We start from the raw sequence: 15,109 nt of genomic DNA, 5'->3' as shown, positions 1-15,109 counted from the left end.
CGACCTGTTAAGTTGTTGATAGTTAATTAGTAATATACGTTATTTTGTCCCCTGTTAGTGTAGGCAGCAATTTATTTCCAAATTTTGGTATTCAGATCCAAATCATCCACTAAGCCAGTTAAAAGTTGAAAATAATCAAAACTAGACCTAATGAACTCTTTATTATTTATAGGTTTTGTAACACTGGCTTCAAATCGGTTTTTCTTTGTAGGAATTGACACATACAACCAATTATTTACTAAGGAGAAGGCTACCTTTTTATTTATTTTTCTTTTGTAGTCAAGCATTCGTTGCATTAAACTAGTTGTTAGCTTATACCTCGATTCCACCTGATCTTCACCTATTACTCTAAACTCTTTGTTAAATATGATATCTTCTAGATTTATGGTTGAAGCATTTTTCATTTCACCTCTTAAATTCATTTTAATTCTTTTGTAAAAAGAGGTTCTAGATCTGGGAATAACGATTGTTTTGGCGGTAAAGCTTTTGTTGAATTTAATTGCAATAAAAATGCCGTTAAAAAAAAGAATGCTACTTGGATCATACGCTTGAACTTCAGAGAAGTGGATGTATGTGTTTTCGATTCGACATTCGGTATAGTCGTCGCCTGTGGTTTTCCGAATTGATTTTTCAAACAACAAACTATTACGCAATAACTTTGCACTTACTCTTTGCCTTGGTACATATCTTACATCATCGTAAAAATAAGTAAGTAGCTGACCGATTACTTCCTTTTTAAAAGTAGGTGTAAGTTCTTTTGATATTTTACCTGCTCGTTCATTAAATAATCCGCAAAAAAACAGAACAAAAATAATTAACAAGTAAATAAAATAGGCTTTAAGGATTGTTAGAATAAGCAATATTACAAAACCAATTATACCAATTTTATATAAAACATTCAGTTTTTTTGCTCCTTTTAATCTTTTTGCCTCAAGCTCTTCTAATTTGGGATATATTTGATTAAAAAAATTATCAAAAGATTTTCCGTTGCTACTCATTAATTTTAGGAGTTAAAAAGTTCTGATGCTTTTATTTTTTTGCGTTCAATTTCATTTGCTTCAAATACTTTCTTTTCCCTGTAGCCAAACATTTTTGCCATAATATTTGAAGGAAACATTTGAATGTAATTATTGTATTCGGTAACGGCTGTATTGTAATATCTTCTCGAAGCGGATATATGTTCTTCTGAAGATGTCCAATTTGCCTGAAGGGCTAAAAAACTACTGTCAGCTTTTAAATCTGGATAATTCTCTACATTCATTAGCAAATCATTTACTTTTCGATGAATTTCATTGTGAGTTTTAACTTTTTGTTCATCTGATTTTTCTTCTACAACCTGCGTACGCAACGTAGTGATTTCAACAAAAACGGTTCGTTCATGTTCCATATAACCTTTGGTGACTTCAACTAGATTTGGAATCAAATCATATCGTTTCTTTAGCATTACATCTACCGAAGCAAATGCATTGTTAACCTCATTTTTTCGTTTTACTAGTACGTTATAAATTATAATCAATACGATGATAAAAACGAATATAAATGCCAGTATTCCTATTTCTGTAAAATCCATATGTTTATTTTTGTTTATTGTGTTCTAGTTGTATCAATTGTTATGCTGGTTCAGACTTGTCAACGGTCATGATAATGTAGTTTTTGTTGGCAATTCGTAATTTATTTTACTTCATATAGGTCTTTAAACGCACTATATTTTTTAACCCAACCACTTTCTGTGAATATTTCGCCATGCAAACCATCACTTAAATCAGCTACATTTTCATTCTCCACATTCATTTGAATATTTTCGTCTAAGTCAGTTTGCTCTTGAATTGCAAAAAGAAAATCATGAGTTGAACTAGTCATGATTTCGATTATTAGTTCCTGAATTATTTCAATTTCGTTTTTATTAAATGTTCTTAGGTTTTGTTGCAAAGTCAAGAGTGAAGGTGTTTTTATCTCTTCATTTGATAGCCGTTGAAATTTTCTTATTCCTTGATCGAACAGATTCTCAATTATAAATCTCCCAAAAGTATCAAGTGGTTTTTTCATAGTTAATTTTCTAATTTAGTTAGGGATTTCAAGACTGCTAATGTGTGTAATATATTCACTAACATGCTTTGCAAGCTGAATTAGTATAAGTGTCTTTTTCTTTAATGGATCATTTGAGCGTCAAAATAGGCACGAACCTCTTGTGTGTTATTTTCTTACTTCAACAAGATTCCAATTTTAAAGCCTGCAGTAAGCGTTATAGGTGTGACTGAATCAGCACCTAAAAAGCCGTAATGATAAACACTGTCGTCATTATTATTCTCGCTATAGCCGTATCCAAGACCAAAGTAGATATCTAAAAGAAATGTGTCATTAAAAACGTACTGCTTTCCAACAATGATATTAATGGCCATCGCCCAATTTGTTTCCCTGTCATCACCATCATAAGAATAACCAATACCAAAATCATAATAGTTCCATCTGTCATAAGAATAAGCAGATAATGCTATTTCTGGTTTCACGTATGTCCCCTTTAAAACATGAGCATAGCGCATGCCTTTCAAATAAAAATCCGGATTTTTAATGAATTTCATTCCAAACTTAGCAAAAGCTCCACGCGGATCTTCATCATTTCCATCTACTCCTAAGCCAATAATACCTAGGCTTACTTCCCAACTTCTCGATGGTCGAATGAGCTTTTCATATGCAAATGTTGTGTTTCCGGTTAAAGGAGCCAGAAAATCTACCTTAAGAGCATGTTTTTTCTGATTCTCATAGGTTTCCTTTCCATAAAGAGAATGTGAAAAGGATAACTCTTTTCCATTGCCTAAAATAATCTTGATGATGTCATTTTTATCGATCCCAAATAGAATATCGTTTGACATTTCGGGCAAGATATATTTGACTTCATCAGTTAATACTTCTTTTACCTTACAGGAAATGGTATCCTTGCTTGTTTTTATAATTCGATCCTGAGCACTAAGCTGATAAGATGAAAAAAGGAGGATAGGCAATAAGTATTTGAAAAACTTCATTCTTTTATGTGTTAAATTGGAAATGTGTCATTATGATGATAATAAACATGTGAATTTAACAAAAAAATAATTTAGAATGGAGTTTGATTACTCATTATAGGATACAAAAAAAGGCCACGAATATTCGCAGCCTTTCTTCATAAATTATATTGTGTTTGCAATCGCGTCCTAAACATTCTATAGAATAGCTTTTAATTTATTCATTTAAATGGTATTATACTAGCTGATTTCATTAAAGGGTATTGTTATAAGTTACCCATAAACTGGCATCTCTTTTAAATATTTTTCGTTTTACGAAAGCTTTAGTAAGACTGGGAAGTTGAGAACTTGTTCGAAAATCACCCAGCCGCACTTAAGCATGAGGCAAATAAGAACGAGATTTAAAAAGTAGCCTTGATCTTTTTTGCTTCGTTTTTTGGATCAAGCCAAAAAATGAAGTCTGGTTTGGGCGGAAAGCCCATTACAAAAAAATAAATAGAATAATATTGTTGTGTTTGTTATTGTTGCAATGCATCTGTATCGTTCATTCTGTCGATTAAAGTTTGTGGCAATTTCTTTTTCACTTTCGCACCCAGTTCTCTAATGTTCTCAGCTCTTCTTACCAAGTTTCCACTACCATCATACAATTTCTTCATAGCATCTTGATAGGAGTTCTGAGAACCATCCATTTGTTTTCCAAGCTTGATTAAATCTTCAACAAAGCCAACAAATTTGTCGTAAAGTGCTCCACCTTGACGGGCAATTTCCATCACATTCTTATTTTGGTTTTCTTGCTTCCAAATTGATGATATGGTGCGAAGCGTAGCCAATAGGGTAGAAGGACTCACCACAACAACCTTATTGTCCCAAGCGTATCCAAATAGTTCCTGATCGGCCTGAACGGCAACCGAGAATGAGGATTCAATAGGTACGAACATCAATACAAAGTCAGGCGTGTTTAATGCATCAGAACTTTGATAATGCTTTTCGGCCAAGCCTTTTATGTGGGCTTTGAAAGAAGTGATGTGCTCCTTCTGAAAAGCTTCTCTTTCTGTATCATTACTTGCATTTACAAATCTTTCGTAGGCAACCAAAGATACCTTAGAATCCACAATAATGTGCTTCTCTTCTGGTAGGCGAATAATCACATCAGGACGAATTGATTGTCCGTCGTCATTCTTCATGGCAACCTCTCTGTCGTATTCCTGACCTTTGGTCAAGCCCGACCTTTCAAGAATTCTTTCAAGAACAACTTCGCCCCAGTTTCCTTGTTTTTTGACATCACCCTTAAGGGCTTTGGTTAGATTATTGGCTTCATCAGAGATCTTCGTGTTTAAATCGTAAAGCTTTTTTACCTCTTCGCGCAAGCTGATTTTATCGCGTAATTCCTTATCGTAGGTCTCTTCAACCTTCTTTTCAAATGAAATTAATTTCTCCTTTATGGGACTTAAAATCTCATTCATATTCTTCTGGTTCGAAGAGCTAAATTCCTTTGAGTTCTCTTTTAGAATTTTGTTTGCGATATTCTCAAACTCAGTAGTGAAACGTTTTTGAAGTTCTTCAAGTTCTTTTTTCTGAGATTCTAGCTTTTCTTCTAAATTCTTACGCTCGGTTGCAGAAATAGAAACGGAGCGAGTCAGTTTTTCATTTTTTTCACGTTCCAAGCTCAAAACTTCATTCAATTCAACCTTCTCGCGTTGTAGGTTAAGCGCTCGCTCTTCCAAAATGGATTGTTGGTGAGAAAGTTCGCTTTTTTCTTTTATATAGGTATTCTCTTGCTTCAATAAATCTTCACGATAGGCTGCTGCTTTTTGAGATGCTTTCTTGCGCATTATTAGCCAGGCAATAATCATCCCTTTTAAAATTCCGATTGCGATATATAAAAATTCCATTTTGCTTTTAATTTTCCACAAATATCATAAACCAAGAATTGCAAAGCAATCTAAGTTTATCGAAGATAAACACATCTGTGTTAATTTGTGTAATTGGTGATTTGCATAATGCTTGCAAATTTGTGCTTTCTTATTTTGTGAAAAACTTTGTTTTCCTTAGTGGTTAATAAATAGGCTTTTCAAATTGCTTTAGTTCCATGTTTTCTCCATCGAAAACAGCATAAGTAAAGTTCGTTACCCAATCGCCAGTATTAATGTATCGGCTTTTACCATTTAAATCAATGTCGCAAGGCCAATGACGATGCCCAAAAACAAAATAATCGAAATCTTCATTTTTAAGTACATCGTTGGCAAATAGAACCAGCCATTCTTTGTCGGTGCCTCTAAACTGATCAGCTTCAACTTTGCCGTCGCTCAATCTGCTGTGCGACGACCATTTGTGAGCTATACCAATTGCAAAATTCGGATGTAGACGGGCAAAGCACCATTGTAAAAATTTGCTGGTGAAAATTTTCTTCAGCATTTTATACCCTTTGTCATACGGGCCAAGTCCATCGCCATGAGCAAGGAAGAATTTTTTGCCTTCTATTTCTGTTTTGACTTCGTTTCGGTGAACAATTATGCCTAACTCTTGTGGCAAATAATCGAAAACCCAGATATCGTGATTCCCGGTGAAGAAATGAACTTCAATGCCGGAATCGCAAATTTCAGCAAGTTTACCAAGAACTCGCGTAAATCCCCGAGGCGCAACTCGCTTGTATTCGAACCAGAAATCGAAAATATCACCCATTAAATAAATGGCCTTGGCATCTTCTTTCACTTGGTTTAGCCATTTTACAAACAACTTTTCGCGTTGAAGATTGTTGTTTAAAGCTGGTGCACCCAAGTGAATATCAGAAGCAAAATAGATTTTTTTGTTTTCCATAAATAGTACTTATAAGTGCCTAAAAGTTACAGTACTTAAAGTTGAAAAAATGTTTGTTTATTATATGTAGATATAGAATGCCTTAAGTTAAAAATATTCATTGATAACTTAAGGCACTCCTAAATACTTTAAGTATTCTAATACTTACTTTACGTAATCAGCTACTTTTTCTTCTAAAGCCAATCCGTAAAGGTTTTTACCAACAATTTCACCTTGTCTGCTAATAAGGTAATTGGCAGGGATTTGCTGAACATTAAAGTTACGAACTGCCATGGCGCTACCATTTTCCAACTCACAAACATTTGTCCATTTCAAACCATCTTTTTTAATTGCTTCTTTCCACTGGTCTTCATTCTGATCCACAGAAACCTGATAAATCTCTAAACCTTTATTTTTGTATTTTTTGTAGATCTTGCTCAGTGTGCTGTTTTGTTTTCTTGAATTAGCATCTTGCGAAGCCCAGTAACTTAAAATGACGAATTTTCCGTCGAATGAGCTAAGGCTAACCTCTTTATTTTTTGTGTTTGGAAGTGTTATATCTGGGAAGCTAGCTCCTTTTTCTTGTATTAATTGTTTAATTTTTAAATTGGACAAGTTATTCTCCAAGGTTTTGTAGTTGTGTAAAATTGCTTTTGTATACTCATGCTCCGGGTATAGCGCTCTCATCGATGAAGCAACAATTTTCACATATTGGATATCGTCATTTTCGTTAAGCGTGAAGGTCTTATCATCTAATTTCTGATAAAGAGCCATATAACTAGATAAAGATGTCGCATTCTTCATCACAAAATCGACTGAGAATTTCCTTTGATTTTGAAGAGTTTCAACATATTCAGCTAATAAGTTTTGAGAAATACTAGAGTAATTAGGATCGCTTTTTTTCTCGTTTAATTCTTTACGAATGCTAGCTAATTTAGCTTTAGTGTTATTTAAGGTGTCCGTGATTTGTTTTACCAATTTAGAACCTTTTGAACCTTCTACAATATAGTCTTTCGACATTTCAGGCCCTTTAATATGCATTAAAACATCTTCTTTTGGCTCTAATAAAAGCGTGATTAATTTCCCGTTCGATAAACGCAGTAAATAAAAATCAGGCTGAGTTACTTCTACCTCTAGTTTGAATCTTCCATTATCACCTATCACAACAGAATCCATCAATTCAGTACTTGAAGTATGCAACTTGTCCAGATACAAAACTTTACCATTGGCATTTACAATTTCACCTTCAATTTCAGCAACTTCTTTCTGGCTACAAGCCCAGAATAAAAGGAATGGTAGAGCTAATAATAATTTTTTCATATGAATCGTTTTCTTTGTTTAGGATTTACAATTTCAAAAAAACTTCCGAATCGCTTATAAAGAGCTTTTATTTCATGATCTTCATTCACTTACGAATAGGAATGACTTAGAAATCAATTTTCTTAGTAACAATTCAGAATATTAGGCGGAAATTTACTAATAATTTCCTGTATAATCATTATTATTTCACCTGTCAGTTTAATTTGATATTGGTAAAATAGAACTTTTAAGAACATTCGATTTTTTAATTTATGAAGTGAAAATACAATCGCTTTTGGCAAGTCGGGCTTAGTTCCACAAATTTTCATATTTTTGCTGCTAGAAATCGAGCTTTTATTTTTTGTGCAAAGGAGTTGTTGAATATTGAGTGGTTGTGTACAGAGGATATTTTAACTTGGTTAATAATTTAGCTTTCACATGAAAATATATACGGATTTAAAAGATTTTTCTGCAACCAATCCGGTTGTCACCATTGGAACATTTGATGGTGTGCACTTGGGACACAAAAAGGTCATTAAGCGCCTTCAGGACTTAGCCCGCGAAGTGAATGGAGAAACAGTAATTTTTACGTTTTATCCACATCCTCGTTTGGTATTGAACACGCATGACGACGAGTTACGTTTGATTAATACGCTTGAAGAGAAAAAGAAATTACTTGAAGCTGCTGGTGTGGATCATTTGGTGATTTACCCATTTACAAAGGAATTTTCTAAATTATCCTATACCGACTTTGTTGAGAAAATTTTAGTGGGGCAGATAGGAATGAAATCTCTGGTTGTTGGCTATGACCATAAATTTGGCCATAAGCGAAAAGGAACCTACGAAGATTTAAAAGTTTATGCTGATAAGCTTAATTTTAAGATTGAGCAATTGGAGGTTTTGAATGTAGATACCATAGATGTTAGCTCAACTAAAATTAGAAAAGCTTTAGCTGAAGGGGATATTCAAACAACTAATAAATATTTAGGTCATCGTTATTTCATTAAAGGTATTGTTGTTGATGGTAAGAAGCTAGGACATGAAATTGGTTTTCCAACGGCGAATGTCGATCCTCAGGAGAGCTATAAATTAGTGCCTAAGGATGGTGTATACGCTGTTAAAGTAGAGGTGGATGACAAACGTTATTTGGGAATGCTAAACATTGGTGTTCGACCTACCGTTAACAATCAATTGGACAATCGATCCATCGAAGTTCACATTCTTGATTTTGATCAGGACATCTACTTTAAAAATATTACCATTCATTTTTACCAACGCATTCGTAACGAACAGTTCTTTGGGTCAATAGACGAATTAACGGCTCAGCTGGCTAAAGATAAAAAAGAGGTAGAGAATTTGTTAGGGGAATAATGGTGATTGTGGGAATTCGTAATTCCCAATCATTAACTGCTCATTATTAAAAAAGTAAGCCCGAAGAAATCTCTCCGGGGCTTTACCTGAAATGTATTTATTTCGTTTTTAATTCCTTTGCCGGAATTCTCATGCCGTAGAATGAGCGGTAAACAAAGAATAAACCAATTGCTAAGAAAACAACACCAATATAAGGAGCAATATTTGTTCCTCCGGTTTTGTCAGCTTCAACGATTAATTCAATAGCAATTTCAGCAGCTAATAAACCGAATAAGGTTGAAAATTTGATTACAGGATTTAAAGCTACTGATGAGGTATCTTTGTATGGATCACCAACAGTATCACCAACAATAGTTGCATCGTGAAGAGCTGTGTTTTTCTCTTTTAAATCAACCTCAACAACTTTCTTAGCATTATCCCATGCACCACCGGCATTTGCCATATACATAGCTTGGAATAATCCGAAAATAGCAATTGAAATTAGATAAGAAACAAAGAAATTAGGGCTAAAGAATGCAAAAGCTAAAGTTAAACTAAGGATAACAGCAAAGATATTCCACATACCCGTTTGAGCATATTGCGTGCAAATCTTTACAACATTCTTAGAATCTTCGATATCGGCTTCCGACTTATTTAAATCGATATTCTTTTTAATATACTCAACAGCACGATAAGCACCTGTTGTTACAGCTTGCATCGATGCTCCAGAGAACCAGTAAATAACAGCACCACCAGTTATTAAACCAAGAATTACAGACGGATCGGTAAGTTCAATTTGCAATAAAGATTCACCATTAGAAAGAATTGTCTTTTTAAGAAGTAGAATAATTGCAAATATCATTGTAGTTGCACCAATAACCGCAGTTCCAATTAATACCGGTTTCGCAGTAGCTTTAAAAGTATTACCTGCAGAGTCATTTTCTTCCAGATTATGCTTTCCTGTTTCGAAGTTAGGCTCAAAACCAAATTCACTATTGATTTCTTCTTTAATATTCGGGATTTTCTCAATTTGTGATAATTCAAATACCGATTGAGCATTATCGGTAACCGGGCCATAACTGTCAACAGCAATGGTAACAGGTCCCATGCCTAAGAATCCAAAAGCAACTAAACCAAAAGCAAAAATACCAGGATATTCACCAAATAAACTTAGATCCTGAACCGTGTAAAAAGCAACAGCCATTAGCGCCATCATAACCATTCCTTTCCAGAATGCTGAGAAATTACCAGCTACCATACCAGATAGGATAGTTAATGAAGCCCCGCCTTCACGAGAAGCATTTACAACTTCTTGTACATGACGAGATTTAGAGCTTGTAAAAGCTTTGGTAAATTCAGGAATAATAGCGGCAGCTAAAGTACCACAAGAAATAATAGTAGAAAGTTTCCACCATAATCCTTCAGGAAGATCAAATATCATAACATAGCTTAATGCATAGGTTACAACAATTGAAATAATAGAAGTAATCCAAACCAATGAAGTTAATGGAGCTTCAAAATCGAAATGTTCCTCTTTTGCGTATTTTATTTTAGCTATAGCTTGATTGACAAGATATGAAAATACAGATGTAAAAATCATAAGAACACGCATTGCGAATATCCAAACAATTAGAGTTGATGCAAATTCTACATCAGGAAGTAAGCCCGTTTCACCAAACATCAGAATAATAAATGTGATAAGGGCTACACCCGTTACACCATAGGTTTCAAAACCATCAGCCGTAGGACCAACGCTATCACCAGCATTATCACCAGTACAGTCAGCAATAACACCAGGGTTACGTGGATCATCTTCATCAATTTTGAAAACAATCTTCATTAAGTCGGCTCCAATATCAGCGATTTTAGTAAAAATACCACCGGCAATTCTCAATGCAGATGCACCTAGTGATTCACCAATTGCAAAACCAATGAAACATGCTCCAGCACTTTCGCCAGGAATAAAGAGAAGGATGGCTATCATCATAATCAACTCAACGCAGATTAAAAGAAGACCAACACTCATTCCAGCTTGCAAAGGAATAGACATCACATTAAAAGGGAGTTTCTTAAGCGCAGCAAAGGAGGTTCTACTGTTAGCATACGTGTTGATACGAATACCGAACCAGGCAACACCATAAGAACCTAAAATACCAAGTACAGTCCAAAGAAGGATAAGTAAAGTTTTAGGGATAGACATATGAGCCAATGCTATAAAGTAATAGCTAATGGCAACACCAATAATTGCAAACAAGATAATTAGGAATTTACCTTGCTGTAATAAATACGTTTTACAGGTTTCGTAAATAATATTAGAAACCTTTGCCATCGAGTGATGTACTGGCAATTTTTTGATGCGATTGAATTGAACAAGCCCAAATAGTAAGCCAAGGACAATTACAATAATACCATAAAACAATAAATCCCAACCGTTCACACCCCCAAGACCGGTAAAAACACTTTGTTTTAAATCCGGAACAACCAAATCTGCTTCACTGGCAACGCTTGAAAAAGGGGTTAACAATACCCCGAACACTAGTAGTAATAATGCTTTTTTCATAGGATAACAATTAATTTAATTAGGTGAATTCCCTTTCAAATTATGCATTATTGAACAGTGAAACAAGGCTTTAGTTTATTACTTTTTTGAAAAGTAAACTTTATTTTGTTTTGATTGTATCCTGATTTTCTTATTTTTAACCTGTCGAAGTTAGTTCTTTAATTAAAGGGCTAACTTTTTTTATGGGAATGAATTTAGTTGAAAATTCGAAGTGTATTACTTGAAGAAGAATAGCGAGCATTGTATTTTTTGAGAGGATATCGGGCAACGGATCCTTCGAAAGGATATCCACCATCAAGAATATTGAATTTACTTTCGCAAACTGGACATTCTGCAAAAACACCATCAAGTTCAACATTTTCTTCAGCTTCAACATCATGAGTACAAGTGGCATCATAAGCAGCAAAACCTGTATTTAATTTTACGACTATAATGCCATGGTTCATATAGCCTACGGGTTCTCCACCTATATCAGAAAAATAAAGTGCATTGTTAACTGAACCTAGTTCGCTATGGTAATCTAAATATAGTGTTGAGTTGATATGCCAATTGGGAACAATATCTTTGTTCTTATTATCGGAACTACACGAACAAAAAATCGTGTTTAACAGAAGGAAAAGAAAAAAATATAGTAAATTTGATTTGTTGATGCTCATTCTTGTGTTTATTTACTTTTAATAACGCTTGTATTGTTGTTTTTAGTGTTACGCAGAAGCAAAACTAAGCTTTTTATTCAATTTTAATCGTATTCGTATGGATGGTGATTGGGGAAATATAATTTATTTGATTGCTGTAGTGCTCTTTGGTATCATTAGTATGCTGAAGAAAAAGAAGCCACCTGTAGCTGTCGCCCCTCCAGAAGATGGTGAAGTTGAGCAGCAAGAATTCGAACCTAAAGAGGGTTTGGAATCAGTTTTGGAGGCATTCTTAGGAGGAGCAATACCCAAATCTCAAGTCCAAGCTGTTGAAGAAACAGAACCAGTGCGTCAGGAAAGCATGATGGAGGAATACAATCGAAGGGAAAGGGAAAAAGCTGAAGAGCGCGTGGAGACAAAAAAATCTACTTTTGGGGGCTTAGATTCTATTTCTATAGATCGTATAGATGAAATAGAAGAGGAAGAGGACGAAAGTGAAAAAATTGATTGGCGTCAGGCAATTATTTACAAGGAAATATTAGATAGAAAGTACAATTAATGTAAAAAAATTATACTTTTATAGGTTCCTGTTAATCAATACAGGAATGGATGCATTTTGCGAAATTTTACTATTCGCATCCGGAAGAGTTTCGAAGTGTCGAGATTCTTTTTGTTTTTTATAGATCGCTAGCGATCAAATCGTTTTGAATTAAGAGAATTTTAAATAGGAGGATATTATGTCTGGTTATTCATATGTAACAGCCGAAGGACTAAAAAAGTTAAGAGCAGAATTGGAACAACTTGAAACCATCGAGCGTCCAAACATATCTAAGCAAATTGGAGAAGCAATCGACAAAGGTGATTTGTCGGAAAATGCAGAATACGATGCCGCAAAAGAAGCTCAAGGATTATTAGAGGCAAAAATTGCACAATTAAGAGGTATTGTTGCAAATAGTAGGGTTATTGATGAGACTAAAATTGATACATCGAAAGTTCAGATGATGAATAAAGTTACCATTAAGAACCAAAAGAATGGAGCTGTTATGACCTATACTTTAGTATCTGAAACAGAAGCAGATTTTAAGCAAGGAAAACTTTCTATCAATACACCAATTGCAAAAGGTTTAATTGGTAAGGTTGTTGGTGATATTGTTGAAATTCAGGTTCCAAATGGTTTAATACCATTCGAAATTGTTGATATTTCTATCTAATTAAGCTTTAAAATCATAAAATAAATAAACATGGCTTCAATTTTCACAAAAATAATTAATGGCGAGATTCCTTGTCATAAAATTGCAGAAGATGAAAACTATTTTGCCTTTTTGGATATTAGTCCACTGGCATTAGGTCATACCTTGGTTATACCAAAACAAGAGGTAGATTATATTTTTGATTTAGAAGATGATGTCTTAAGTGGCTTACATATTTTTGCAAAAAAAGTAGCTAAAGCGGTTGAGAAAACAATGCCATGCAAGCGAATAGGTGTTGCGGTTATTGGAATTGAAGTTCCACACACGCACATTCATTTAGTGCCATTAAATAAGATTGGTGATTTAAATTTTGCAAACCAAAAATTGGAAGTTTCTGCTGAGCAGTTAGCTGAGATTGCCGATAAGATTCGAAAGAATTTTTAATGAATTAAAATATAGAATACGAAAGCCGCTTCATTTGGAGCGGCTTTTTTTATGCTTATTTCTTTATTCTGTCTGGATTTTTTTTCGCAAAGTCGGCCCAAGAAGTTGGTTTTGCTTTTGCCAAAGGATTATTCCCTTGAAAGAAGTGACACATGGCTATTGCGATGGCATCCGTTTCATCTGAGTTTTGCGGAAAATCTTTCATCTTAAAAAATCGCTGAAGAATGGTTGCCATTTGTTCCTTTGAGGCAAGTCCAGTACCTGTAATCGCCAATTTTATTTTTTTTGGAGCATACTCAAAAATAGGAATGTTGCGATGCAGGGCAGCAGATATTGCAACCCCCTGAGCTCTTCCCAATTTCAACATTGATTGTACATTTTTGCCGAAAAACTGTGACTCAATAGCCAGTTCATCAGGATGGTATTCATCGATAACCTGCAAAGTTCGCTGGAATATTTTTTGAAGCTTAATATATGGGTCCGTGATTTTTTTCATGTCTACGACTCCAGAAACTAAGATTTGTGGTTTTTTATCAACAACTCTTATGAGTCCGTAACCCATTAAATTGGTCCCTGGGTCAATGCCCATTATAATTCTGTCGTTACTCAATTGAATTGGCTTTTTTTACGAATTTTTGTAGAACAATTCCCAAGATTATTAAACCCAGTCCCACAAGAGTACTAATATAGATAGATTCTCCGATAATCAGATAAAGAAAGAACATGGAAATAAATGGGCTTAAAAATACCAGATTACTTATTTTATCAGTGGAACTTGTACTCTTCATAGCTTTAAGCCAAAAAAGATAAGCCAAGCCACACTCTACCAATCCAATGTAAATTGTAGCAAGAATGCTCTTCGTGTTTGGAAGTTGAAATTCACCAAAAAAAGAAATGAATAATAGAGTGTATCCAAATCCAAAAACGAAATTAAGAAAAAGCTTTTCTTTTTCCTCTCGCTGATCACGAACATTAAAGATCCAATAGAGAGCCCAAAAAATGGAGCTAACTAAAGCCAGTAAAACACCTAGGTTATTTGGTGTTTCTATCGATGTAAAAGACCCTTTGTTTGCAATTACAAGAACACCGGAAAAGCTTAGTAAAATGCATAAAATACTTTTATACCCAATTCGCTGTTTCAGAAGAGGAATCGAAAGCAAGACAAGTGTAATTGGCCAAATGTAATTAAGACTTAAAGCAAATTGTGCTGGAATAATCGAGTAAGCTTTTAGGAGCACTAAATAGTATAAAAAAGGATTTAGGAAACCCAAACTTGCCGATCGTAAGTAATCTTTTTTAGTTCCAGAGAATGCTTTTTTTAATTGAGAAGAAAACAAAAGTAAGCTTCCCAAAAAAAGCATTGCGACTGCAGATGAAATTAACAGAAGATGCATGAAATCCATGCCTACTAAAGCAATTTTAAAGGCTGTAGCAACTGTCGACCAGCAAAGAATTGCGGATAGGGCGTAGATGTATGCTTTGCTCTGTAATTTCAAAATATTCGATTTAGACCTCTTCTAAAAGAGATGAGAAAGTCATTACCTGATTTCGAAATTTGGCATCGAAAACTGCTTTTGTTTTAGGTTCAAAGCTAGTGTGATACTTGTTGAACAATTCTCGAGACTTAAAAAGTAATTGCAAAGAAAAGGTCAATCCTCCATCTTCAGTTGCAACCATTACTTTACAAAAATAACTCGACGAGAAAGTTCCTGTTTCTTTTAGCAAAGGGATAAATTTAGTTTTCATCCATTCACAAAAACTTTCTTCCATTGTATCCTCAATCAAGAAGCTTGTATTGTATATTATCATTAGTTGTTTTTTTATTTTGTGCAAAGA

General features: G+C 34.3%; 16 protein-coding genes. 4 read left to right on the top strand and 12 right to left on the bottom strand.

Translation table 11 applies throughout. The annotated features are described in order from the left end of the window. Nucleotides 1-71 precede the first annotated feature (71 nt). The 7 genes from L3049_RS10070 to L3049_RS10040 all read right to left on the bottom strand — a co-directional run bounded on the left by L3049_RS10070 (nt 72) and on the right by L3049_RS10040 (nt 7,115). Nucleotides 72-998 (bottom strand): DUF3137 domain-containing protein, encoded by a 927-nt coding sequence (locus tag L3049_RS10070; protein ID WP_275109679.1) that lies wholly within the window; start codon nt 996-998, stop codon nt 72-74. Between the two features lie 5 nt (nt 999-1,003). Beyond that, nucleotides 1,004-1,570 (bottom strand): LemA family protein, encoded by a 567-nt coding sequence (locus L3049_RS10065; RefSeq protein ID WP_275109678.1) that lies wholly within the window; start codon nt 1,568-1,570, stop codon nt 1,004-1,006. A 101-nt stretch (nt 1,571-1,671) separates the two neighbouring features. After that, a complete protein-coding gene (locus tag L3049_RS10060) occupies nt 1,672-2,046 on the bottom strand; it encodes a hypothetical protein (protein WP_275109677.1) in 375 nt (124 codons plus the stop codon). Nucleotides 2,047-2,201: 155 nt separating this feature from the next. Further along, complete coding sequence (locus L3049_RS10055; protein WP_275109676.1) at nt 2,202-3,020, bottom strand: hypothetical protein; 819 nt, start codon at nt 3,018-3,020, stop codon at nt 2,202-2,204. A 497-nt stretch (nt 3,021-3,517) separates the two neighbouring features. After that, nucleotides 3,518-4,891, bottom strand: coding sequence for a DNA recombination protein RmuC (locus L3049_RS10050; protein ID WP_275109675.1), 1,374 nt, complete (start codon nt 4,889-4,891; stop codon nt 3,518-3,520). A 163-nt stretch (nt 4,892-5,054) separates the two neighbouring features. Further along, nucleotides 5,055-5,816: a UDP-2,3-diacylglucosamine diphosphatase gene (locus L3049_RS10045; protein WP_275109674.1), complete on the bottom strand. Its 762-nt coding sequence runs from the start codon at nt 5,814-5,816 to the stop codon at nt 5,055-5,057. Nucleotides 5,817-5,960: 144 nt separating this feature from the next. After that, nucleotides 5,961-7,115: a TlpA disulfide reductase family protein gene (locus L3049_RS10040; protein WP_275109673.1), complete on the bottom strand. Its 1,155-nt coding sequence runs from the start codon at nt 7,113-7,115 to the stop codon at nt 5,961-5,963. Between the two features lie 417 nt (nt 7,116-7,532). Here L3049_RS10040 and L3049_RS10035 point away from each other — a divergent pair, with 417 nt between their 5' ends. Then, on the top strand, nt 7,533-8,465 hold the full coding sequence (locus L3049_RS10035; protein ID WP_275109672.1) for a bifunctional riboflavin kinase/FAD synthetase: 933 nt from the start codon (nt 7,533-7,535) through the stop codon (nt 8,463-8,465). Between the two features lie 97 nt (nt 8,466-8,562). Here the strand turns inward: L3049_RS10035 and L3049_RS10030 are convergent, their stop codons facing one another. Then, the gene (locus tag L3049_RS10030; RefSeq protein ID WP_275109671.1) at nt 8,563-11,004 is read right to left on the bottom strand and encodes a sodium-translocating pyrophosphatase; all 2,442 of its coding nucleotides are present in this window, start codon (nt 11,002-11,004) and stop codon (nt 8,563-8,565) included. Between the two features lie 194 nt (nt 11,005-11,198). Further along, nucleotides 11,199-11,660 (bottom strand): Rieske (2Fe-2S) protein, encoded by a 462-nt coding sequence (locus L3049_RS10025; protein ID WP_275109670.1) that lies wholly within the window; start codon nt 11,658-11,660, stop codon nt 11,199-11,201. Between the two features lie 97 nt (nt 11,661-11,757). Here L3049_RS10025 and L3049_RS10020 point away from each other — a divergent pair, with 97 nt between their 5' ends. The 3 genes from L3049_RS10020 (at nt 11,758) to L3049_RS10010 (ending at nt 13,273) form a co-directional block, all read left to right on the top strand. Continuing rightward, on the top strand, nt 11,758-12,198 hold the full coding sequence (locus L3049_RS10020; protein ID WP_275109669.1) for a hypothetical protein: 441 nt from the start codon (nt 11,758-11,760) through the stop codon (nt 12,196-12,198). Between the two features lie 178 nt (nt 12,199-12,376). Further along, nucleotides 12,377-12,850, top strand: a complete 474-nt coding sequence (gene greA, locus L3049_RS10015) for a transcription elongation factor GreA (RefSeq protein ID WP_275109668.1) — start codon at nt 12,377-12,379, stop codon at nt 12,848-12,850. 30 nt (nt 12,851-12,880) lie between these two features. Continuing rightward, entirely contained in the window at nt 12,881-13,273 is a 393-nt protein-coding gene (locus tag L3049_RS10010; protein ID WP_275109667.1) for an HIT family protein, read from the top strand. Between the two features lie 55 nt (nt 13,274-13,328). On the opposite strand, the gene ruvC is transcribed toward L3049_RS10010, so the two are convergent. From ruvC to L3049_RS09995, 3 genes are read right to left on the bottom strand one after another with little or no spacing between them, the layout of a single operon-like run. Continuing rightward, on the bottom strand, nt 13,329-13,883 hold the full coding sequence (gene ruvC / locus L3049_RS10005) for a crossover junction endodeoxyribonuclease RuvC (protein ID WP_275109666.1): 555 nt from the start codon (nt 13,881-13,883) through the stop codon (nt 13,329-13,331). After that, complete coding sequence (locus tag L3049_RS10000) at nt 13,876-14,769, bottom strand: DMT family transporter (protein ID WP_275109665.1); 894 nt, start codon at nt 14,767-14,769, stop codon at nt 13,876-13,878. The genes ruvC and L3049_RS10000 overlap by 8 nt, the downstream gene beginning before the upstream one ends. Nucleotides 14,770-14,779: 10 nt before the next feature. Beyond that, the gene (locus L3049_RS09995; protein WP_275109664.1) at nt 14,780-15,082 is read right to left on the bottom strand and encodes a DUF4286 family protein; all 303 of its coding nucleotides are present in this window, start codon (nt 15,080-15,082) and stop codon (nt 14,780-14,782) included. Nucleotides 15,083-15,109 lie beyond the last annotated feature (27 nt).

The sequence above is a fragment of the Labilibaculum sp. DW002 genome, from assembly GCF_029029525.1.
Classification (GTDB): domain Bacteria; phylum Bacteroidota; class Bacteroidia; order Bacteroidales; family Marinifilaceae; genus Paralabilibaculum; species Paralabilibaculum antarcticum.
The sequence above is the reverse complement of the archived record's forward strand: the minus strand, read 5'-3'. Positions and strand labels throughout refer to the sequence as shown.

Excerpts from the sequence above, each read along its gene's own strand:
- L3049_RS10070 (WP_275109679.1), bottom strand. The coding sequence starts at position 998 with ATGAGTAGCAACGGAAAATCTTTTGATAATTTTTTTAATCAAATATAT.
- L3049_RS10065 (WP_275109678.1), bottom strand. The coding sequence starts at position 1,570 with ATGGATTTTACAGAAATAGGAATACTGGCATTTATATTCGTTTTTATC.
- L3049_RS10060 (WP_275109677.1), bottom strand. The coding sequence starts at position 2,046 with ATGAAAAAACCACTTGATACTTTTGGGAGATTTATAATTGAGAATCTG.
- L3049_RS10055 (WP_275109676.1), bottom strand. The coding sequence starts at position 3,020 with ATGAAGTTTTTCAAATACTTATTGCCTATCCTCCTTTTTTCATCTTAT.
- L3049_RS10050 (WP_275109675.1), bottom strand. The coding sequence starts at position 4,891 with ATGGAATTTTTATATATCGCAATCGGAATTTTAAAAGGGATGATTATT.
- L3049_RS10045 (WP_275109674.1), bottom strand. The coding sequence starts at position 5,816 with ATGGAAAACAAAAAAATCTATTTTGCTTCTGATATTCACTTGGGTGCA.
- L3049_RS10040 (WP_275109673.1), bottom strand. The coding sequence starts at position 7,115 with ATGAAAAAATTATTATTAGCTCTACCATTCCTTTTATTCTGGGCTTGT.
- L3049_RS10035 (WP_275109672.1), top strand. The coding sequence starts at position 7,533 with ATGAAAATATATACGGATTTAAAAGATTTTTCTGCAACCAATCCGGTT.
- L3049_RS10030 (WP_275109671.1), bottom strand. The coding sequence starts at position 11,004 with ATGAAAAAAGCATTATTACTACTAGTGTTCGGGGTATTGTTAACCCCT.
- L3049_RS10025 (WP_275109670.1), bottom strand. The coding sequence starts at position 11,660 with ATGAGCATCAACAAATCAAATTTACTATATTTTTTTCTTTTCCTTCTG.
- L3049_RS10020 (WP_275109669.1), top strand. The coding sequence starts at position 11,758 with ATGGATGGTGATTGGGGAAATATAATTTATTTGATTGCTGTAGTGCTC.
- greA (WP_275109668.1), top strand. The coding sequence starts at position 12,377 with ATGTCTGGTTATTCATATGTAACAGCCGAAGGACTAAAAAAGTTAAGA.
- L3049_RS10010 (WP_275109667.1), top strand. The coding sequence starts at position 12,881 with ATGGCTTCAATTTTCACAAAAATAATTAATGGCGAGATTCCTTGTCAT.
- L3049_RS09995 (WP_275109664.1), bottom strand. The coding sequence starts at position 15,082 with ATGATAATATACAATACAAGCTTCTTGATTGAGGATACAATGGAAGAA.